Raw genomic sequence first — 20807 nt, 5'->3', positions numbered from 1 at the left:
CTAACGACTGGATTTTTACCCAAAAATTTTATAAACTAAACCAAATTCATCAGCACCCAAACCCCATGCCTTACATTGCCTACCTTGACCTAGAAATTGACACCCATACCAAAAAGATTATGGACATTGGGGCGGTTTTTGCCGATAAAAATCTACATACTGCCAAAATTAGTGAGATTATCAACCAAATAAAAGACGCAGATTTTATCTGTGGGCATAATTTTTTAAATCACGATTATACTTATATTCAATCGGATTTGCAAAGCATTAATAAAAATCCCACAGACATTATTGATACGCTCTATTTGTCCGCCTTATTATTTCCAAAAAGACCGTATCACGCCCTAAATAAAGACTATAAAACCGATTTTGAAAACTCCAACAATCCTCTAAATGATTGTATGATTATAAGAGAGCTGTTAGAACAAGAAATCATCGCTTTTCATCAATTATCAGAAAATTTAAAAATCATCTTTTATCAGTTATTAAAAGAAAAAGCAGGGTTTGCACCATTTTTTAAAATTGTTAATTTTAATCAAGAGTGCTCATCAATCGTTACGCTCATTAAAAATCACTTTCAACATAAAATTTGCGAGCATTCCATCTTAAATGAGTTTATTCAAAAATATCCGATTGGACTGTGTCATGTTTTGGCACTCATTGAGTGTGATGAACGCCATTCTATTAACCCAAGCTGGGTGTTATATAAACACCCAGAAATTGAGTATATTTTTAATGAACTTCGTGCCACACCGTGTCATAAATCCTGTGTTTATTGTGATGAGAAATTAAATGCCAAAAAAGCACTGGGTAAATATTTTGGTTATGATGATTTTAGAAGTTATGATGATAAGCCATTACAAGCACAGGCAGTACAGTCTGCCATTAATGGTGAGTCTTTATTAGCGGTATTTCCCACAGGGGGCGGAAAGTCCATTACTTTTCAAATTCCTGCATTAATGGCTGGAGAAAATAAAAAAGGCTTGACGGTTATTATTTCGCCCTTGCAATCTTTAATGAAAGACCAAGTGGACAATTTAGAAAGTCGTGGTATTACCGAAGCAGTTACCATTAATGGACTGCTTGACCCCATAGAACGCCAAAAAGCCATTACTCGTATTAAAGACGGCACGGCAAGTTTATTATACATTTCGCCTGAAAGTTTGCGTTCTCGCACCATTGAAAATTTAATTGCCAGTCGTACGGTTGCTCGTTTTGTCATTGACGAAGCTCACTGTTTTTCGGCGTGGGGGCAAGATTTTCGGGTGGATTATTTGTACATTGGCGAATTTATTAACCGCATTCAAAGCCAAAAAATGGTTGGGCTCAATATTCCTGTGTCTTGTTTTACCGCCACTGCAAAACCACAAGTCATTCTTGATATCAAACATTATTTTAAAGAACAATTGGATTTGGAATTAAAATTATTTTCGGCAAGTGTTGAAAGAAAAAATTTGCAATATCAAGTCATTCCCCAAAATAATGAAGAACAAAAATACCAAACACTGCGAGAACTGATTCAAATTTATGACTGTCCAACGATTATTTATGTTTCTCGTACCAAAAAAACTGCAGAGATTGCCACGCAATTATCCCAAGACGGATTTAATGCCTTGCCCTATCACGGCAAAATGGACAGCGAATTAAAGATATTTAATCAAAATAGCTTTATCACGGGCGAAACGCAAATAATGGTGGCAACTTCTGCGTTTGGAATGGGCGTAGACAAAAAAGATGTGGGCTTGGTGGTGCATTTTGAAATATCCGATTCTTTGGAAAATTATGTGCAAGAAGCAGGACGTGCAGGACGAGATGAAAATATACAAGCCAAATGCTATGTGTTATTTTCCAATGATGATTTGGATAAGCATTTTATTTTATTAAATCAAACCAAAATATCACAAAAAGAAATCGGGCAAATATGGCGTGCCTTAAAAGAAAAGTTTGCCAAAAATAAAGCAATGTCCATTTCCGCCCTAGAAATCGCCCGCCAAGCAGGATGGAATGATGAAATTAATGACATAGAAACTCGTGTTACTACCGCGATTAATGCCCTAGAAGAATCTGGTTATGTTAAGCGTGGGCAAAATATGCCAAAGGTTTTTGCCAATAGTATTTTGTCGCCCAATACCCAAACCGCCATTGAAAAAATCAACAATTCTACTTTAATTGCTTTTGATGATAAACAAACCGCCATTCGTATTATCAAAAAACTCTTTTCACAAAGAAGTCAAAGGCAATTAACCGATGAACAAGCAGAATCCCGAGTGGACTATATTGCTGATGTTTTGGGATTACAAACCGAAAAAGTCGTCAAACTCATTACTTTAATGAGAAAAGAAGAAATCTTAGCCGACCAACAAGATTTACAAGCCTATATTCCTAAAAATAGCCGAAGTTATCCGATTGTTAATAAAATTAATGAATTGTATGGCATTGAGCTTTTATTATTGGAACAATTTCAACTGGGCGAAGGGGTATTATGCACAAGCCTAAAAGCACTCAACCATAAATTTGCCAATCAATATCATCATGATAAAATCAGTCCAAAAACCATTAAATCTTTACTTACTTTTTGGAAAATAAAAAACTGGATAAAACGAGCCGAAGAGTCTTATCAAGAAATCAATTATGAGCTAAATCATTCTTATGATGATATTTTGGCTTTTATGCAAAATAAAAAAGAAAAAGCCATTTGGCTTGCAGGTTATTTATATCAACTGGCACAAGCACAAAATAAAGAAAAAAGCGATAAAAGTAATGAGACTTTGCCCGTTGATTTTTCATTGGGAGAATTACAATCGGCTTTTTATAATGGTCAAAAATCCAAAATTAGCTTTGATGAGTTAGAAGACGCTTTATTTTATATTTCCAGAATGGGATTAATTAAAATTGACGGTGGATTTTTGGTGATGTATCAACGGCTACATTTAACACGCCTAGAAATGGATAATAGAAAACAATACACCAAAGACGATTATAAAAAACTCTATCATTATTATAAAACTCGCCGTGAGCAAATTCATATTGTCGGTAAATATGCCAATTTAATGACCGAAAATCAAGAATCCGCCCTACAACTTGTCAATGATTATTTTAGCCAAGAGTATCAAAAGTTTTTAAAAACCTATTTTAAAAACAGCGATGTTTTAAATAAAAATATGACCGAACAACGCTTTAATGAGTGGTTTGGTAATCTATCAAGCGAGCAATTAGCTATTATTAATGACAATCAAAGTCAGCATATGGTGGTATTTGCAACCGCAGGCAGTGGCAAAACAAGGGTGCTGGTGCATAAATTGGCAAGTCTTTATCAAATGGAAGACATTAAACACGAGCAATTATTAATGCTCACCTTTTCTCGTGCCGCCGCCATAGAATTTAAATCGCGTTTGGTGGAGCTTTTAGGTAATGCAGGACGATTTATTGAAATAAAGACTTTTCATTCTTATTGTTTTGATTTATTGGGACGGGTTGGTGATTTGAAAGACGCCGATAAAATCATTAAACAAGCGATTGATAAAATTAACAAGGGCGAAGTAGAAGAAAGTCGTATTGCCAAGTTAGTGTTGGTCATTGATGAAGCCCAAGATATGAATAAAACCCAATTTGAGTTAATTCAAACTTTGATGGCAAAAAATGAAGAAATGCGAGTGATTGCGGTGGGTGATGATGACCAAACCATTTATACTTTTATGGGGGCAAGTCCTGATTATATGGGGCGGTTGTGCGATATGGGGGCGACACGCCATTATCTAACGCATAATTATAGAAGTCAAAAGCACATTGTGGATTTTTGCAATCATTTTGCTAAAAATATTCATAATCGTTTAAAAAGTGAAGAAATCATTGCTGTTAATAATGCACAAGAAAAAGTAAAAGGCGTACATTATTCTGGCGATGTTATGCCTTATTTAATAGAACAGGTAAAGCAAAAAATCTTGCTGGGTGGCAGTATTGGCATATTAACCCAAACCAATGAAGAAGCGATTTATATTGCAGGACAATTAAGACAGCACAATTTACCGTGTAAATTGGTGCAGTCCAATGACGGATTTAAGGTAAAAGATTTATTAGAAGTACGGGTATTTGACCATTATTTAAAGATTGCAGAACATCAATCTTTAATTGATGATACCACTTGGCAATCCGCCAAAGAAAAAACCAATAACGAGCGTTGCAAAAACAGTAAAAATCTATTTTTACTAAACAATTTAATCAATGCTTTTGAATTGGCAAATCCCAATCAAAAATATGTGTCAGATTGGCGTATTTTTATAGAAGAATCAAGATTGGAAAACTTTTATCACGTAGAAACGGGCGGTATTTTTGTTTCTACCATTCACAAAGCCAAAGGACGAGAATACGACAGTGTTTTTGTATATTTGGACAATCCTAAATACCAAACAGACGATGAAAAAAGGGTGCTATATGTTGCGTTTTCTCGTGCCAAACAGCATTTAAGTATTTTAAGCAATCAAAAAGGGCTATTTGAGTTATGCCAAAATATTGATATGGCAAATTATACGCATACCAAGAAAGAAGTAAAACAGTTAGCACTATATTTAACCCATGAAGATGTAAATTTGGGTCATTTTAAAGAAAAACAAGAACTGATTAAAAATTGCTTGAATGCTGGTGATGCCTTATTTGCAAATGATACTGGTGTATTTTATGACCAAAAACAATTGTTTGCTTTTTCTAAATCGAAGTTTATTCCCAAGCTAGGTAAATATTTAAAGAAAGGCTATTATGTTATTGGCAGTGAAATAAATTTTATTGTTTTATGGTATGATAAAAATACCCAAAAAGAATATCGTATTATTTTACCAATTATTTATTTACAAAGTTATTGATATTAAGCAATTAATTTTATACAAATCTTTAATTTATTTTACATTGAAAAATTATTACATTTGTACTAAAATAGCTACTTTATTAATCAGCCATTATTAATATGATGACAACCACCTTTCACCCACCCATTTGGCTTAAAAATCCCCACCTACAAACCATTTTGCCCCGCTACATCGTCAAATACACGCCCAATTATACACGCAAGCTCATCAAAGATTCTTTGAATGAAAGCGATGTGGCGTTTGATTACCTACTGACTGACGATGTCAAGGTGGACGGCAAATACCAAAAACCACTCATCGTGCTATTTCATGGCATGGAAGGGTCAAGCCAAAGCCATTATGCCAAGTCGCTCGCTTTTGCAGTACACGGGGCAAATTGTCATTTTGTGGTCGCTCATTTTCGCTCGTGTGGCGGTGTGGCGGTCTCAGGCAAGGTATTTTATAACGCAGGGGATACTGGCGAGATTCATCATAATTTGACACATTTACAAAACGAATTTGCCCACATCTATGCCGTTGGCGTGTCTCTTGGGGGCAATGCCCTTGCCAAATACATGGGCGAATATGGCACAGACGTGATTTGTCAGCGTGCGGTGGTGGTATCCGCTCCTGTGGACTTGGCAAGCAGTTCAGTGGCTATGGAGCGACTTTTAGGGCGACACATTTACACGCCATACCTGCTAAACCCCATCATTAAAAAAGCCCTAGACAACCATCTCACCACCGATGAGATGAATATCCTTAAATCCGCCAAACGCTTGGGTGATTTTGACAATGTTTTTACCGCTCCCCGTCATGGCTTTCGCTCCAAAAACGACTACTATCGTCAGTCGTCTGCTTTGCCTTTTCTTATCCACATCAACAAACCCACGCTCATCATCACAGCCCAAGACGACCCATTTTTGGGCGTAACTGCCGAACGCTCGGACGTGTCTGATGATGTGCGTCTATTGGACACCAGATATGGTGGGCATATTGGGTTTTTGGATTATGATTATCGCACTCGCTCGTTTGATACGGGCTTTATCGGTCGGCAGGTGATGGGGTTTTTTGGGGTGGGACAATGAGACGACTTTTCTTTTTAGCCACAACGATTTTACTCATTGAGCTGTTTACTTACATCGGAGCAAAGGGTATATTTTGGCTTATCAAACCTTATCTACCCAATGCCAAAACGGCGGTGTTTGTGGGTATGTTTGTCATCACGCATTTGTTTTTGGTTACGCTGTTTGTGGGCATGTTCCGCTTTGGTATGAGTTATATGGCGGTGCTGTGGCTTGGTGTGCTAAGTATCATCATGACCACACTGCTTGTGATTGCCATAAAACACATCTCATCTTTTGGTACTATCATGGGCGGGGTAGATGGGGTGATGGTGCGTACCTTTGGCGTGGCAAGCTTTATTGGATTGGTTGGCTTGTCCGTTTATAACGCCTACACGCCTGTGGTGCGACATCTATCCATACAGATTGACAAACCGATGAATCCTGTCAGGGTCGCTGTGGCAAGCGACACCCATTTGGGTTCTTTGGTCGGCAGTCGCCAGCTTAAACGTTTGGCAGACATTTTAAAACGTGAAAAAGCAGACGTACTGCTCATGCCGGGCGACATTATGGATGATGACACGCACGTTTATCATGGCGAAAAAATGCACACCGCTTTTGACAATTTGGTCAAATCAGTCAATGGCAATCTCATCGCAAGCCTTGGCAATCACGACCTGTATAACGCCAAAGAACGCCATGCCATCGTACAGGCGGTGCGTGATAGCGGAGCGATACTGCTTGATGACACCGCTCAGATGTTTATTATCAATGACGTGCCAATGACGATTATCGGGCGATATGATGACCATTACGCCGACCGTCTGCCCACGCACGAGCTCATGCGTGGCGTGGATACTCGCTATCCTGTGATATTGCTTGACCACAGACCAAGCGAGATTGTCCAAAATGTACAGCTACCCATAGACCTACAAGTATCAGGGCATACCCACAACGGACAAGTTTTCCCTGCCAATTTTATCGTCAAAGCCATCAACCGTGTGGCATACGGACACGAAAAAATCAACGGCACGCATGTGGTGGTCTCATCAGGCTATGGCTTTTGGGGCGTGCCGTTGCGCTTGGGCTCACAAGCAGAAGTATGGATAATTGACATGCGTGGCAAGTGAGAGTTTAAAACAAAAAGGGCATGACGCCCTTTTTTTGATGTATGGGGGACTGATTAAACCTGCATAGACCAGACCAGAGAGCAGACCAAGCCCGAGCCATTGATACATCTAAGCTGTGGGCGGTTGGGCGGTCAAGAATATGCAGAAAACAAAATGATTAAAATTGATGGAAAGTGATAGAAAAATGATGAAAAAACCTGCATAAATGATAAAATTTTGATGGGCGTTTAAATAGTGTTTAAACGCCCATCATCCAGCCTAAAAATCAAGCGACCATACCAAGTAGTGGTCGCTTTTTTATGCGTGAGTGGTAGCTAGTGGGGTAAGTCGTAGCTGATGTGGATGACTTGCCCATAGATTTCAATGTCGGAGCTGTCTAGGTCGGCTTTTGATAGGTCTATGGGGTCGTAAATGGTGTTGTCACTGATGAGTCGTAGCCCTGTTGGTAGCCACTGGGTGCGTTTGACATACAACTGCTCGCCGATGCGTATCACATAGATACGACCGTCTTTGGCGGTGTTTTTTGATTTGTCAATTAAGACAGTAGCGTTTTCTGGTATTGTGGGGAACATACTGTCGCCGTCTGTGTTAATGGCGACAAGCTGGCTTGCTGTAAGGCTTGTGCGGTTAATCCAGTCTTGGCGAAATGCCAAAAACTCATCTGTGCCTATCACGCCATCGCTAAACTTACCGCCCCCCTGCACTGGCAATAACCCCTTTAAAATAAAAGCTCATTGTGTGTTTGGTATCATACCTTGCAAAAATGACAATACTTCATCGTAGTTGTCTTTCTTTATGCTGTGGTAATTGGAAACACCACAATGCTCAACCAACGCCAACCAAATATCCATAATCGTTTTTTGGGGATTGTTCAAATGCACTTCATTAACAAGTTTTTCTAGTGTGTCTTTTTGTTCTTGCGACAAGCATTCTTTTCTGTATCTCTCCACCTCGTAAGAAAAAAGAAAAATTGGCTCTTCTGTGGGGTCTTCTAGAAGTGTTGGTTTGTGGTTAATCATAACGATTTCCTTATTTGCTAGTTTACAGTTTGTGTTCTGTAACCGTAAACTTTTTAGAAAATTAAAAATTTGGTTTACGGTTTATGTATATTGTTGATTTACAATATAATTTTTTTGGATTTATTGAATTTTCTTAATTTTAAACCGTAAACTCACAAAAACCATTTAAGAGTAAAAATTTTACGGTTTATCTTTCAATTATTTAATAAAAATCTCATTACCGCACTTTTTTGCTCATCGGGCAACTGTCGCAATTTTTCTATTAACTGTCTCTCATTTTCATCTAATTGGGTGAGTGCTGTCTGTTGCCCCGTTACCAAATATCCAACATCTACGCCTGCTTGGTGGGCTTTTTGTAGGTAGTCAGCATCTGGACTGCGTTTACCACTTTCGTAATTGGACTGTGCCAACAATTTGACACCACACAACTCGCCAAATGTCTCTTGGGTTAGCCCAAGTCGTTTTCTTTCGGATTTTAGGCGTTCGCCAAACATTTGATTTTCCTAGATTTTTAAAAATATTTATTCAAATGAATAAAAAAATATTGATTTATTCATTTGAATAAAATATAATGCACGCATACAAGGAAATATCCTTGTAAAAACAGGTTAAAAGAAAGGGTAATTATACCATATTTTCAAGCAAATTGGGAGTTTTTATGACCAGAGAACAGCAGTCAAACCTAATAAAACAAAGGTTGTACTCGCAAGGTATGACTGTCAAAAATTGGGCGTTGGCAAATGGTTATCCAGTAACCGAAGTCTACAAAGTGTTAAATGGCGAACGCAAGGGGCTTTATGGGCGGTCGTTTGAGATTGCTCAAAAACTTGGGTTTTGGGATTTGGATAAATTTAATTCAAATGAATAAATTTGGGGTATAATATGAATGCTTATTATACAGCACAAGAATTAGCAGACTTAGGGTTGCAGTTGTTGCCAAAAACCAAAATGGGCGTATTTAAAAAAGCCAAAAAAGAAAACTGGCTCTCTCGCCCCCGCACAGGTCGTGGCGGTGGCTTAGAATACGCCTTTGATGGTCTGCCAAAAGCGGTGCAAGATGAAATCACCACCAAGCACCTTATGGCACAAGTTAAAGGCGATGCCCCTACCCAGCGTGTCAGTGGTAGCGAAAAAGCCTTGATTGCAACAGAGCGAGATGTGGCGGACTTGACCGACAAAGACCGCACCACGGCGGACAGTCGGCTATTGATGGCTCTATTGGTAACTCGTTATGCAATAGAACAACAATTGCCTAGAACCCGTGCGATTAAACTTGTGTCCAAGCTGTCTCGGGCGGGAGAGTTGCCGACGTACTGGCACGCCAAGACAGACAAGCAAACTGGCTGTTATTCTTTATCGTGCTACACGTGATACATCTTATCATTGCTTTGATACGTTTTATTTAACCACCCCAACCCATCAACCCATGGAGAATGTTATGACTAACCCAACCCCAAACACCCAAACCGCCCCTGAGGGCTATGTGATGAACGCCAAAGGGCATTATGTACCGTTATCGGCTGTCAAAGAGATTGACAAACTGCGTGATGACGTTGTCCAAGACATCATCAGCCGTGCCAAAGAGCTAAGAAGTCAGATGATAGGTGTTAAAGACATCATGTTTAGCAATTTTCATGACTTTGTGGAGCTGTCTGCCCGTGAGTATGATACCAAGATTGGTGGACAAAAGGGCAATGTAAGCCTGCTTAGCTTTGACGGCAGATACAAAGTACAAATAGCTGTCCAAGACAACATCGTCTTTGATGAGCGTCTGCAAGTCGCCAAATCTCTCATCGATGAGTGCTTAAATGAGTGGACACAAGGCTCAGATGACAAAATCAAAGCCATCATCAATAATGCCTTTGACGTGGACAAAGAGGGCAAGATTAACACCCGCCGAGTGCTGTCGCTACGCAGTCTTGACATCAATGATGAGAAATGGCTACAAGCGATGGATGCCATCTCGGACGCCATCCAAGTTGTATCATCCAAGGAGTATATCCGTGTCTATGAGCGAGACAATGACGGCAAATACCAACAAATCACCCTAGATTTTGCCAGTGTATAAGGAGCTAACCATGATACCCAATGCACATAGCCTAAGCATCATCAATAACCCAAGCCGTCCCAAAAACGAGCAGGCGGCACACGCCGAGCGTCTGGGCTACTACGCCCAAGCCAAGCGACTGTGGGGGCAGGTCATAGTAGAGTCCAAAAAAGACAGCCTGCTACGCCACTATGCCAGCATTCGCCGAGCCTTTTGTGAATCGGCCATCAAAAATGGCTACAAACGCCCAGAGTTAAGACTCTAAGGCTCTAAGGCTAAAACCATTAACATCAGGCGTTTAAATCGGGGTAAAAGTCGATTTAAACGCTTTTTTATAAGAGAAATTTGGAGTAAAAAATGAACCCGAAAATCCTAGAAAAAATCAAACATTGCCTTGCTTTGTCCAAGTCAAGCAATGAACACGAAGCTGTCACCGCCCTACGCCAAGCACATGCCTTAATGAAAAAGCATGGTGTGAGCGAAGCGGATATCGCCCTATCCGACATCATAGCAACCAAAAACTCACAAAAACTTGCTCAAAAACCTGCCCTATATCAAGTTGCCCTAGCCCATGTGATAGCTGATATTTTCGGTTGTCAGACGATGATAGGCTACCATGACAACCAAAAGCGAGCGATATATTTTGTGGGTGTGGGTGCAAATGCCGAGATTGCCAATTATGCCTATGACGTGCTATTTAGACAACTAAAATCCGCCCGCCAAACATATATCAAGCAAGAACTATCCCGAGTTCGACTGACCAAAAACAAAACTGCCCGTGCAGACGCATTTTGTATTGGCTTTGTCTCACAAGTCAAAGACTTAACCGCCCATTTGGTTGTGGATAATCCACATAAAGAGATGATTAAAGCCTTTGTCGATAAAAAAACCAATGGTAAGCAAATCCCTATCAATAAAGGCAGTCAGTCAAAAAGTGCAAGAGCAACTGATTATATGCATGGCGTTAGGCGTATCCATCCGTATTGCTACGGGGTAAAAATTGGGCGTTTTTGGGGCAGTTTATCAAACGCTATGCTCAGCCGTATGTCGTGGGTAAGCAAGGCGGATTTAGCATGATTGAGAGCTTTACCGCTAGACTGTTTGAGTTTATCAATGGCGGGGCAACTGGCATTGGGGTAGATGATGACATTAACATCCATCAGCTAAGTGCGGACGGTTCGGCTTTTGAAATGGCAGAGCGTATGGCAAACAGCCGTATCCAAAAGCTTCTATTAGGACGTGTTAAAACGTCAGAGTTATCTAGCGGTAGCCGTGCATCCCAAGAGACAGACGACAAAACCCGCATTGACCGTATCGGCTCGTACTTAGAACTTGCCAAAGAGGCGATAAATCACGCCCTAAACGCCATGATGGCGGTCAATGCCCACTACGGCACGCCCCTTGTGTCGGGTGGGCAGGTGTGGTTTGACTGGAAAAACGAGAAAGCGGTGGATAAGATGCGAGCCGAGCGAGATAAGCTGTATCTGGACACAGGGACGATAGTTTTAACGTCTGATTATTACAAAGACGTGGTGGGCTTTGAAGAACATCACTTTAAGATTGTAGAGCCTAGCCCTGCCACCGAGCCACAGAATATGCCGTTATCCATGCTGTTATCAGATACACATGATGATACAAGCCATAACCATGACGATGATGAGTCGTTGAGTGATAAGCAGATTAAGATTGCCAATGATAAAGCCGAAAAGGTGCTGGCATTGGTTAGAGACGTGGACGACTTTGCAACGTTTCAAAAAAGACTGGCAAACCTTGATTTGACTGATGATGACTTTGTAGATGAGCTTGCCAGACAAAACTTAACAGCTTATGTGGACGGCTTGACAGGCAAGGCCCATGCCGATGGGCAAATGGGGGTATAGCATGCCAGAGATTAACCATGAGCGACTGCCAAACAAAGAAGCCATTGCCAGCTTTGGTGGTAAAGCCCTACTGACTGCTCAGCACCATGCAGAATTAAAAGCGTATGAACACGCCTTAGCCTTTACCGTGGCTCGTATCGCTGATAAGGACATGCTAACCGAAGTCCACAAGGCGATGAAGCAGGCGATAGAGAACGGCACCAGTTTTGCCGATTTTAAAAAACAGCTTAGACCGTACCTTATGGCAAAGGGCTGGCTTGCCCCGACTTTTAAAAATGACAACGTGGACGATGACAAAGAGACGTTTAGAGATTATCAAAAACACCTAGGTCATCGCTTGCGGACAATCTACCATACTAACAAAGCCACCGCCTATGCAGGCGGACAATGGGAACGCATACAGCGTACCAAGGAGTTGTTGCCTTATTTGCAATATATGCCAAGTGTATCGGTAAATAAGCGAGACAACCATAGGCAATTTTATGACATGGTACGCCCTGTGGACGACCCCATTTGGGCAAGTATCATGCCCCCCAATGACTTTGGGTGCAAATGCTGGGTCAAACAGCTTACCAAAACCCGTGCCGAAAAAATCCTAAATGAACAAGCCGAAAAAGGCATCGTCTATGACATTGAAATGGAAGAGGTCAAACACCCCCTAACAGGCGAGATGATGACCGTGCCAAAGGGCGTGCATTTTAGCTTTAATCATAATCATGATAGGCTGACAGCTCTGTTGAAGTTGGCGGAGGAGAAGCATGGTTTGGCGTTTGGGCTTGATGCACAAACTACCCTAAAATCATTTATGGTAAGCTATGCAACACAGACAGGGTTTGTACAAACAGCAGATTTTGGTGGCATTGTCTATCGTGAGTCTGAAAAATTAAGACTTGAACAAGAGCTAAATGGCAGTACACGACCTTTTGAAGGCATGGTGGCAGATGAATGGCAACAAAAGTTTGATGTAGAGCTGGTGCGATTTAACCCTAATATTCACAAAGTCATGTTATCAAATGAAAAAACAGGCACGCCAAAATCCGCAGACTATGCCGTAATTGCCAAAGACAGCGAACCCAAAGACTGGGTAACGATTGATTTTTTATTTGCCTTTGACAACACGCAAGCAAAAGAAATGGCTTACCAAATTTTTGAAAGCAAGAAAAAACGCCATGCTGATGCTTGGGATAGGGTTAAAGACACGATAGATGAACATTTATTGAAGGCGGATATTGTACCAATGGATTTACGCAAAGCAGATGCAAGAATTGCTACAAAAATCATCGCTTATGTGCTATCATTACCCAAAGAAAAACAAAAACAGATTGTGTTTGTTGTGGAGTAATCATCATGACAATGTTATACATTAACGAATATAACCACTCGGATAAGACAGAAAACCTTGCGATAGATTTAGATGACCGCTCTGGTAAGTTTTTATTTGACTTGTTGCTTGACCCTATCTCAAACAGTATGGCAAAACAAGGCGACAATGAGTGGGGGGTAGATTATCAGTTGTGGTGGAATATTGCAGAAAGTCAATCGTTAAATGACCTGCCTAGCGATATTTTTATGCAGGCTTATGGACTTATCCAAAAATCTGACAATCAAGACCTAAAACCTTTCATGCCAGAGATTTTGCAAAAAATGCAAGCCGACCCACGTTTTAAAAAGGTGTAATGATGAATATAGAAAAAGAGTTAATAAAGCAGATTTTTTTGAGCATTTATAATGGCGATATTGGTAGTCTGCATCTAGCATTCAAACAAGCCAAAATCATTGCCGACTGCCTAACGACAGGCTATGTACCCAGTAATGAAAGTTTGTTTAAAATGCTAGATAACCAAGATGATTTTAGACTTTATGAGCGTTAAGCACCCCCAAAACATCAAGATATATCGTAACAATACAATCTTTTGGATTATCTTTTAGCTCTTTGGTGAGTCTTAGATTGTTTTGTGATTGTGGGTTATTGATAATGAGCTTGGTAAGCTCCAAGGCGATGTTCTCGTTGGTTTCGTTGGTGTCTGGATGATTTGACATAAGTTCTCCGTTGTTCTTTGCAATGACCGCCCTATCTGACACATGGGGCGTTTTTTATTATAGCACAGGGGTGAATCCAAAGCCCTACTTTGAACCTGCCCCCAAATTGGGGTTTTTTTATGATTTTTTGACCCCACCGCCAAAACCTGCCCCAAAGATAGCGTTTAAATTTTGCTGTAACCCCTTTAAATTTGTTAGAATAAAATTTTTGCACCCATTGCACCACGTCAATTTTATCACGCCAAAAATCCCCTTAAAATCGCTTATGGGGCGTGCCTGTCTTTTTGGGCTGTCTATACCTACCGCCAAACCGCCATTTTTGGCGAAATCAAGCCCTTTTTACTCTGTCAAAATCGGCTGTAACCCTTGATTTAAACAAGTTTAAACGCTCTTTTAGGGTGCTTTAAACAACATCCCTGAACCCCGTCATCTTATCGCCCCTACTGTCATCTGTCATAATCGCCCAAAAATTGACATATAAGGCAAGCATGCACTACCTACTCACCGAGACCACCCCTGCCACGATTGCCCCTGCCAACCAAACGGACAAGGCAGTCAAACGCACCTTTAATGGCATTGCCAACAGTGGCAAGCCCTTTGTCTATCATGGCGTGCGTGCCATTGCTGATTTATCTGACATCACTTTTGCTGACAAAGTGCCTGCTTTATTGCTCCACGACCGAGACAAGCGAGTGGGCTTTGGCGTGCTGTCTGTGGCTGACAATCAGCTCATCATCAAAGGTGAGTTACTAGATAACGAGCATGGACAAGCCTTAGCCCGTGAGTCTGATGACGGCTTTCCATTCCAGATGTCCGCCCACATCATCGCCGACTACGAAGAGAAGCTGTCGCATGGACAGACGGCGGTGGTCAATGGGCAGACGCTGACGGGCGAGATTACCATTTTAAGAAAATGTCGAGTTTCGGAAGTGTCTTTTACGCCCACAGGCGTGGACAATCAGACCATGGCGATGATTTTATCCCAAACCCACAACCAAAAGGAAAATGCAATGAGCAATCCAAACCCACCCCAAAAAAGCGGAACTGTTGATGAAGCGGTTTTGGCACGCATGACTGAGCTTACCAACCAAGTGCAAGAGCTGACCGAGCAAGTTCAAGAGCTGACCAAAGAAAGAGATGAGCTAAAAGCACAAAAAGCCAAAGCAGACGAACAAGCCAAAACTGCCGAGATTGAAGCTCAGCTATCACAAAAAGGCTTTACCAAAGACAACACAGGCGACTGGCAAGGCATTGATAACGCAACCGTGCAGGTGCTGTTGTCGCTTGATACAGACAAAGCCAAAACCATGATTGGCTCGCTGTCTGCTCCCAAGCAGGGCTTGCCTGAGTACCTACTATCCGAACAACACGGCACAGGGCAATCTACCAATCCTGCCCCAACCAATCCCTTGGTTGCTAACGCCAAAGCACGCAAATAGGAGTTTATCATGTCTGATACCCAAGCAGTCCCAGCCGTCGCTACCCCTGAGCCTACCACGCTCATCACCATAGGCGACATTCTAAAATCCGAAGCCGACCGCCATAGCCGTGAGAACATCACAGCGGACAACATCAAAATTGGTCAATTAGTTCAGCACCCAATCCGAAAAAAGTATCTGGTGGCACTGTCAAACACAAATGCCAGTGGGCTTGTACTGGTACAACCGCATAACTGCGTGATTAACCTAGCCGTCATTAAAGAAGCCGACATCAAAGCCGCTGCGGCATCGGTAGAAAAGTTCATCAAAGAAGGTGATGAATACGGCATTAAGTACATTGGCAAGCCTATCGCTGACACCGCCAGCAGTGGCGTAGGTGTTTAAATACACCACAAACCTACATTAAACCCATTTTAAAAGGAAAAATTATGCCTTTATCAGACAATCAAATCTTTGGCGTAGAGTCGCTGAGTGAAGCCATCAATGAATTGCCAGCCACGCCGTCCATCTTGGGCGATTTGGGGATTTTCAAAAAAGACTTTAAGACCACCACCTATGTGTCGGTAGAACGCAAAGAAAATATCCTAACGCTCGTTGCCAATACGCCCCGTGGCAGTGCGGGCGAGCCTGTCAAATCTGCTCGCCACGCCCCAAAAACCTTTAACATGATGCACCTAGTCAAAGATGACGTGGTGCGAGCCGATGACGTGCAAAATATCCGCTCTTTTGGTTCACAAAATCAGACGCTTGCCGTTGCTGAGCTGGTTAATGACAAAATGCTTGCCATGAAAGCGGACATTGATTACACCATTGAACACGCACGCTTGGGGGCATTAAAGGGCAAAATCCTAGACTCAGACGGTAAAACAGTCATCACCGACAGTTACAAAGAGTTTGGCATGACCCGCAAAACGATTAACTGGGAGCTGTCTAACCCCGCCACCCAAGTTACCAAGCTCATCAACAGCTACAAGCAAGACATTGCCAAGCTACGCCGTGGCGAGTCGGTAACAGGTCATCTGTGCTTGGTGTCGCCTGAGTTTATGAATACGCTCATCGCTCATCAAAGTGTGGAGAAATACTACGCCCGCCACCAAGACGGTCTGCTGTATCGTGAGGGCAATACCGACGTGGAATTTGTCCATAACGGCATTAAGTTTGTGGTGTATGCCGATGAGTTTGAAAGTGGGCTAAAACTTGCCGATGATGAGGGTATTATCCTGCCATTGGGGACACGAGGGGCATTCTTTGAATACTACGCTCCTGCGGACATGAACGCCACGGTAAACACCAAAGCCCTTGCCTACTATGCCATGCGTGAAAAGCTGGGCATGGATAAAGGCTGGGAGCTACACGCCCAATCCAATCCCTTGCCACTGGTGCTACGTCCTGATTTGGTGCAGACCATTAAATTAACCTAATCGTGATGTCGGCGAAATCGGTTTTGCCGGCATATTCCCAAATTAAGGTAAGGCTTATGAAAGAAAATGAAGAAATAACGATTGAAGCAAGGCTACTGACTTTCTTTGAAAAGCACAAGAAATTAAAAAGGCAAAAGCTCCGCTTGATAAAGTAATGAATGCTTTAAGCCAAGATGAGCTGGTAGACAAAAGAAAACTTGCCCTTGCAAAAACCAAACTAGAAGAAGCAATGCTATGGCTGGCTGATAGCTTTGCCCCACAAACACAGGAGTAACCATGACCAAATTCCTATCCGCCCTTGCTGTCGCCTGTATCAGCTCAGGACTACTTAGCCAAAAAGAGCTTGATGATAAAAAGCTATCACAGGACTTTTTGGAAAGCCAAATTGATGAGAGCAAAACCCGTTACACACGCATTGGCGACCGTCTAATGCACTGTACTATTACCACCAAAACAGGCTTTGTGGTTACGGGTGAGGCATTGTGTGCGTCCGCCACCAATTTTGATGAAAAAACAGGTCAAGCCATTGCCTACGACAACGCCTTTGAAAAGCTCTGGCAGGTGTATGGCTTTTTACTACATCAAGCATTAAATGCTGGTTAAATGACAATGTTGGCGAAACAAATGTCGCCAACATATCCCAACTCTTTAATTTATAAGGATAAATCAATGACACAACAAACACAATCCCTGCGGGGGCGTAAATATTCTGGTGATTTGTACGCTCGTAAATACGGCTCATCTGATGTATTTGAAAAAATGGGTAATGTTACCGAATTTACAACCAAAAGCGAAACCGAAAAAGACGAACTTAAAAGCACAGGTCGGGACGACTTTGGACAAGCCATTGAAGTGGAAACCGTGCCACAACCGATTGAAATTTCGCTTAAATTTAACACCTTTGACCGCCACGCCTTAGCCCGTGTGCTGATGGGCGAAGCGGTGGACATTGGCGGTGTGCCAGAAGTTATCAATGAAACTGCTGTCAAAGCGTCTAAAACGGGCTGGATTAAGCTAAATCACAACGACATTGACCCTGAAAACTTTAAGCTGAAAAACAAAAGCAAACAAGACATTGAAAAAGCCAAATACGAGCTAAACCCCCGTTTGGGTATGGTGCGTTTGCTTGACAGTACAGGCATTAATGACGGCGATAACCTACACTACGAAGGCAAAACAAAGGGGCGTAAAGGCTTTGCCATTGATGCCAATACCTTGCAATCAATCCCGCTTGAACTCTACCTAGACGGCAAAGACCGTATCAGTGGCAACGATGGCGTGCTGGAAGTGGCTCACGTTGTTTTGTCGGCTGATGGCGACATCAACTGGTTTGAAGACGGCTGGTGGGAGTCTGGACTAACAGGCACAATCGTCAAAGACGAGGGTAAACCTGCCATGCGGTTTACAGAGTTTGTGGGCTAATCCACGCCTGCCAAAACAAAACCCCATAAAAATGGGGTTTTGTTTATTTTGCAAGATTATCCAAAAAAGCAAGGAGTGCCTGTTTTGCCTTTGGATTGAGATTTTTTAGGTAGTCTATCAGCCTTAAATCATCAGCCGTATAGTTCGCTTGCCAGTTAGGTAGATCGGTTTCTTTTTGTCCAAAAATCAACCAACCAATATCCACATTGTACAAGTCTTTGAGTTTTATTAGAAAACCAACATCAGGTAATCGCTCACCGTTTTCGTAGTGGTGCAAGGAAGTTGAACCAACTTCCAAAGACTTAGCAAATTCTGGTCTTGTTAGGTTGTGGGAGTTTCGGATCTGCCTTAGGCGATTGCCAAAGTCTACTTTTTTTTCATCTTTCATAAAAAAATTCACAAAAAGGTGTTTACAAATTCAAAATTGTGAATTATAATATTCACAACTTCACGATAATGAAGTTATTATATCACATTTATGAATTTTAAACAAACTTTTAGGAGACTTTTATGTCAGAAAATACCCCTTATCATACCCCCCAAGAAGCCAAAGCTTGGCTAAAAGAACAGGGGTTTAGTATCGCAGGTTGGTCAAAAGCCAACGGATTTAGCCCCGAGAGTGTCCGCCAAGTACTGGGCGGTAAAAACAAAATGCTCTATGGCGAAGGTCGCAAAATCGGCAAAGCCCTAAATTTGCCAGTGCCAGAAATAGAATAACGCCTATTTAAACAACTTTTAAAAGCCATTTAAATAAGCGTCTTAACCACGAGTTGCCTGTACTTTAGTCGGTCTCGCAACTCATTAACCAAAAGGAAAAATCCTTATGACTACACAAATTGTACCACAAATCCGCCCCCTTGTCCAAACTTTTCAAGGGAAAATTAACGGTGAAACCCAGCCCCTTGTCAATGCTCGTGAACTGCACGCCTTTTTGGAAAGCAAACAAGACTTTTCAAATTGGATTGCCAAACGCATTGAAAAATATGGGTTTGTAAACGGTAAGGACTTTTCAATAAATTTATTGAAAACCCCCAACGGCGGTCGCCCAACCACCGAATATCATATCACCCTAGATATGGCAAAGGAACTTTCAATGGTAGAACGCTCCGACAAAGGCAAAACCGCTCGCCAGTATTTTATTGCTTGTGAAAAGGCTCTGTTTGCAGACCAAAGCACAGTTAAAAGCCTAATCGCCCAAAACCAAGCCCTAAAAGACGAACTGTTAAAAGCCAATAATGACTACAAGGCATTGGCGGTAATGCACGATGGCGGACTAGAAAACTGGCAAATGGGAATGGCGGTAGGACTTGCTCCAAGTACCGTCAGCAAAAAACTTGCCAAAATGCGAAAACTGGGCTTGATTGGCGAACGCTACGAAGTGGCGGACAATAAAGGGCAATTAACTTTGGGATTGGGGGAATAAGATGGACAATGTAAAAACAGTCAGAGTAATTGACGATGTGGACGAAAGCCTATATCAGTCTTTGGCATTGCTACAAGTGTTGGGGGATTTGGCGTTTTCATATCCTGTCAGCACCAAAACCGTGCAGATTGATGTGTCCAGTCTTGCTACTACGCTGGATATGATAGCAAACAAAATCAGAACCGCCCAACAGCGTTTGACGGATATGCCACGCTAATTTACCCCAACAAAAAAACACCGCTCAAAGCAAATTTGGGCGGTGTTTTTTTTGATAATTTTTAAAAAATAACCCCAATAACTCTTGACTTATTGCATAATTGGGGTTATAATAACCCTACATTCAACAAGCGGAGTTTAAAATGCCCCCAAGTAGCGATGAGATGATAAAGCGAATTACCGAAGACGGTTGGTATTTTGTAAAACAAAAAGGCTCTCACAAGCACTACAAACACCCAACCAAAGAAGGTAAAGTAACAATCCCAAACGGTCGTGAAAACCTACCCAAAGGAACGCTAAAAAGCATCATCAAACAAGCAGGGTTGGATTAATCCAACCCCCCACTTAAAACGGCATTTTAACCCAAAACAATCTTGCAAACAGGAGCGAAATGATGTTATTTCCCATTGCCATTGAAAAACCTGCCAATGAAAACGAATGTTATGGCGTGATTGTGCCAGACATTGCAGGGTGTTTTAGTGCAGGCGATACACCTGATGAAGCCATTAAGAATGCTTATGAAGCCATCAGTTTGCATTTGGCAGGCATGGCAGAAGATGGCGATACACTACCTACCGCCAAGCCCATTTTTTATCATCAAGACAATAGCGAATTTGACGGTATGTTGTGGGCAGTGGTGGACGTGGATATGTCTGCCTTTATGGGTAAGGCGGAGAAAATCAACGTTACCTTGCCAAGCCTACTCATCACCAAAATTGACGAAAAAGTCTTGTCTCATAAATCGCTATACAAAAGCCGTTCTAATTATTTGGCACAATTGGCGATGGCAGATTTGGGGTAGGCTCTGAACCCCGTCATCTTACCCCAACCGTAAACCCCCTTTAAAATCCCCTTAATTAAATTAAGG

Annotated in this window: 29 protein-coding genes; 24 read left to right on the top strand and 5 right to left on the bottom strand. The window is 41.8% G+C overall.

From position 1 onward, the window contains the following. The first annotated feature begins 65 nt into the window (after positions 1-65). From B0182_RS10910 to B0182_RS10900, 3 genes are all read left to right on the top strand, one after another. Positions 66-4856, top strand: a complete 4791-nt coding sequence (locus B0182_RS10910) for a RecQ family ATP-dependent DNA helicase (RefSeq protein ID WP_078274966.1) — start codon at positions 66-68, stop codon at positions 4854-4856. A 101-nt stretch (positions 4857-4957) separates the two neighbouring features. Continuing rightward, the gene (locus B0182_RS10905) at positions 4958-5926 is read left to right on the top strand and encodes a YheT family hydrolase (RefSeq protein ID WP_078274965.1); all 969 of its coding nucleotides are present in this window, start codon (positions 4958-4960) and stop codon (positions 5924-5926) included. Further along, complete coding sequence (locus B0182_RS10900) at positions 5923-7032, top strand: metallophosphoesterase (RefSeq protein ID WP_078274964.1); 1110 nt, start codon at positions 5923-5925, stop codon at positions 7030-7032. Before B0182_RS10905 ends, B0182_RS10900 begins: the two co-directional genes overlap by 4 nt. A 314-nt stretch (positions 7033-7346) precedes the next feature. On the opposite strand, the gene B0182_RS10895 is transcribed toward B0182_RS10900, so the two are convergent. The 3 genes from B0182_RS10895 to B0182_RS10885 form a co-directional block, all read right to left on the bottom strand. Then, positions 7347-7736: a S24 family peptidase gene (locus B0182_RS10895; RefSeq protein ID WP_244893689.1), complete on the bottom strand. Its 390-nt coding sequence runs from the start codon at positions 7734-7736 to the stop codon at positions 7347-7349. A gap of 27 nt (positions 7737-7763) precedes the next feature. After that, on the bottom strand, positions 7764-8051 hold the full coding sequence (locus tag B0182_RS10890; RefSeq protein ID WP_078274962.1) for an ORF6C domain-containing protein: 288 nt from the start codon (positions 8049-8051) through the stop codon (positions 7764-7766). 194 nt (positions 8052-8245) lie between these two features. Next, a complete protein-coding gene (locus B0182_RS10885) occupies positions 8246-8545 on the bottom strand; it encodes a helix-turn-helix domain-containing protein (protein WP_078274961.1) in 300 nt (99 codons plus the stop codon). Positions 8546-8709: 164 nt separating this feature from the next. On the opposite strand from B0182_RS10885, the gene B0182_RS10880 reads away from it, so the two are divergent. The 9 genes from B0182_RS10880 to B0182_RS10840 all read left to right on the top strand — a co-directional run bounded on the left by B0182_RS10880 (position 8710) and on the right by B0182_RS10840 (position 13849). Next, positions 8710-8919 (top strand): helix-turn-helix domain-containing protein, encoded by a 210-nt coding sequence (locus tag B0182_RS10880; protein ID WP_078274960.1) that lies wholly within the window; start codon positions 8710-8712, stop codon positions 8917-8919. A 14-nt stretch (positions 8920-8933) separates the two neighbouring features. After that, positions 8934-9422 carry a DNA-binding protein gene (locus B0182_RS10875; RefSeq protein WP_078274959.1) on the top strand — a complete coding sequence of 163 codons (489 nt, stop codon included), beginning with the start codon at positions 8934-8936 and terminating at the stop codon, positions 9420-9422. A gap of 67 nt (positions 9423-9489) precedes the next feature. Then, positions 9490-10119, top strand: a complete 630-nt coding sequence (locus B0182_RS10870; RefSeq protein WP_078274958.1) for a DUF3164 family protein — start codon at positions 9490-9492, stop codon at positions 10117-10119. Positions 10120-10129: 10 nt separating this feature from the next. After that, positions 10130-10363, top strand: a complete 234-nt coding sequence (locus tag B0182_RS10865; protein WP_078274957.1) for an ANR family transcriptional regulator — start codon at positions 10130-10132, stop codon at positions 10361-10363. Positions 10364-10455: 92 nt separating this feature from the next. Continuing rightward, positions 10456-11175, top strand: a complete 720-nt coding sequence (locus tag B0182_RS10860) for a DUF2786 domain-containing protein (protein WP_078274956.1) — start codon at positions 10456-10458, stop codon at positions 11173-11175. After that, positions 11082-11978 carry a phage portal protein family protein gene (locus B0182_RS10855; protein ID WP_158079698.1) on the top strand — a complete coding sequence of 299 codons (897 nt, stop codon included), beginning with the start codon at positions 11082-11084 and terminating at the stop codon, positions 11976-11978. Before B0182_RS10860 ends, B0182_RS10855 begins: the two co-directional genes overlap by 94 nt. A gap of 1 nt (position 11979) precedes the next feature. Further along, positions 11980-13320: a phage minor head protein gene (locus B0182_RS10850; protein ID WP_158079697.1), complete on the top strand. Its 1341-nt coding sequence runs from the start codon at positions 11980-11982 to the stop codon at positions 13318-13320. A 5-nt stretch (positions 13321-13325) separates the two neighbouring features. Next, positions 13326-13655, top strand: a complete 330-nt coding sequence (locus B0182_RS10845) for a hypothetical protein (protein WP_078274953.1) — start codon at positions 13326-13328, stop codon at positions 13653-13655. 2 nt (positions 13656-13657) lie between these two features. Continuing rightward, a complete protein-coding gene (locus B0182_RS10840; protein WP_078274952.1) occupies positions 13658-13849 on the top strand; it encodes a hypothetical protein in 192 nt (63 codons plus the stop codon). Here B0182_RS10840 and B0182_RS10835 read toward each other — a convergent pair. Further along, positions 13830-14018 carry a hypothetical protein gene (locus B0182_RS10835; protein ID WP_078274951.1) on the bottom strand — a complete coding sequence of 63 codons (189 nt, stop codon included), beginning with the start codon at positions 14016-14018 and terminating at the stop codon, positions 13830-13832. The two genes, B0182_RS10840 and B0182_RS10835, sit on opposite strands and share 20 nt — an antisense overlap. Positions 14019-14040: 22 nt before the next feature. Here B0182_RS10835 and B0182_RS10830 point away from each other — a divergent pair, with 22 nt between their 5' ends. The 7 genes from B0182_RS10830 (at position 14041) to B0182_RS10805 (ending at position 18300) form a co-directional block, all read left to right on the top strand. Then, a complete protein-coding gene (locus tag B0182_RS10830) occupies positions 14041-14388 on the top strand; it encodes a hypothetical protein (RefSeq protein ID WP_078274950.1) in 348 nt (115 codons plus the stop codon). Between the two features lie 118 nt (positions 14389-14506). Next, positions 14507-15457 carry a hypothetical protein gene (locus B0182_RS10825; protein WP_078274949.1) on the top strand — a complete coding sequence of 317 codons (951 nt, stop codon included), beginning with the start codon at positions 14507-14509 and terminating at the stop codon, positions 15455-15457. Positions 15458-15466: 9 nt separating this feature from the next. Further along, positions 15467-15841 (top strand): hypothetical protein, encoded by a 375-nt coding sequence (locus tag B0182_RS10820; RefSeq protein ID WP_078274948.1) that lies wholly within the window; start codon positions 15467-15469, stop codon positions 15839-15841. 44 nt (positions 15842-15885) lie between these two features. Continuing rightward, positions 15886-16878, top strand: a complete 993-nt coding sequence (locus tag B0182_RS10815; RefSeq protein ID WP_078274947.1) for a major capsid protein — start codon at positions 15886-15888, stop codon at positions 16876-16878. Positions 16879-17032: 154 nt separating this feature from the next. Further along, positions 17033-17152 (top strand): Acb2/Tad1 domain-containing protein, encoded by a 120-nt coding sequence (locus B0182_RS15370; protein WP_425319930.1) that lies wholly within the window; start codon positions 17033-17035, stop codon positions 17150-17152. A 2-nt stretch (positions 17153-17154) separates the two neighbouring features. Next, positions 17155-17481, top strand: coding sequence for a Gp49 family protein (locus tag B0182_RS10810; RefSeq protein WP_078274946.1), 327 nt, complete (start codon positions 17155-17157; stop codon positions 17479-17481). Positions 17482-17547: 66 nt separating this feature from the next. Then, positions 17548-18300 carry a phage tail tube protein gene (locus tag B0182_RS10805; protein ID WP_078274945.1) on the top strand — a complete coding sequence of 251 codons (753 nt, stop codon included), beginning with the start codon at positions 17548-17550 and terminating at the stop codon, positions 18298-18300. 43 nt (positions 18301-18343) lie between these two features. Here the strand turns inward: B0182_RS10805 and B0182_RS10800 are convergent, their stop codons facing one another. Beyond that, positions 18344-18688, bottom strand: coding sequence for a helix-turn-helix domain-containing protein (locus B0182_RS10800; protein ID WP_078274944.1), 345 nt, complete (start codon positions 18686-18688; stop codon positions 18344-18346). Between the two features lie 122 nt (positions 18689-18810). On the opposite strand from B0182_RS10800, the gene B0182_RS10795 reads away from it, so the two are divergent. The 5 genes from B0182_RS10795 to B0182_RS10775 all read left to right on the top strand — a co-directional run bounded on the left by B0182_RS10795 (position 18811) and on the right by B0182_RS10775 (position 20741). Beyond that, entirely contained in the window at positions 18811-19017 is a 207-nt protein-coding gene (locus tag B0182_RS10795) for a helix-turn-helix domain-containing protein (protein ID WP_078274943.1), read from the top strand. Between the two features lie 106 nt (positions 19018-19123). After that, positions 19124-19723, top strand: a complete 600-nt coding sequence (locus tag B0182_RS10790; protein ID WP_078274942.1) for an antA/AntB antirepressor family protein — start codon at positions 19124-19126, stop codon at positions 19721-19723. 1 nt (position 19724) lies between these two features. Beyond that, positions 19725-19940 carry a hypothetical protein gene (locus B0182_RS10785; RefSeq protein WP_078274941.1) on the top strand — a complete coding sequence of 72 codons (216 nt, stop codon included), beginning with the start codon at positions 19725-19727 and terminating at the stop codon, positions 19938-19940. A gap of 142 nt (positions 19941-20082) precedes the next feature. After that, positions 20083-20271: a type II toxin-antitoxin system HicA family toxin gene (locus B0182_RS10780; protein ID WP_078274940.1), complete on the top strand. Its 189-nt coding sequence runs from the start codon at positions 20083-20085 to the stop codon at positions 20269-20271. A gap of 62 nt (positions 20272-20333) precedes the next feature. Next, complete coding sequence (locus tag B0182_RS10775) at positions 20334-20741, top strand: type II toxin-antitoxin system HicB family antitoxin (protein ID WP_078274988.1); 408 nt, start codon at positions 20334-20336, stop codon at positions 20739-20741. Positions 20742-20807: the final 66 nt, after the last annotated feature.

The organism is Moraxella bovis (assembly GCF_002014975.1).
Taxonomy (GTDB): Bacteria; Pseudomonadota; Gammaproteobacteria; order Pseudomonadales; family Moraxellaceae; genus Moraxella; species Moraxella bovis.
The sequence above is the reverse complement of the archived record's forward strand: the minus strand, read 5'-3'. Positions and strand labels throughout refer to the sequence as shown.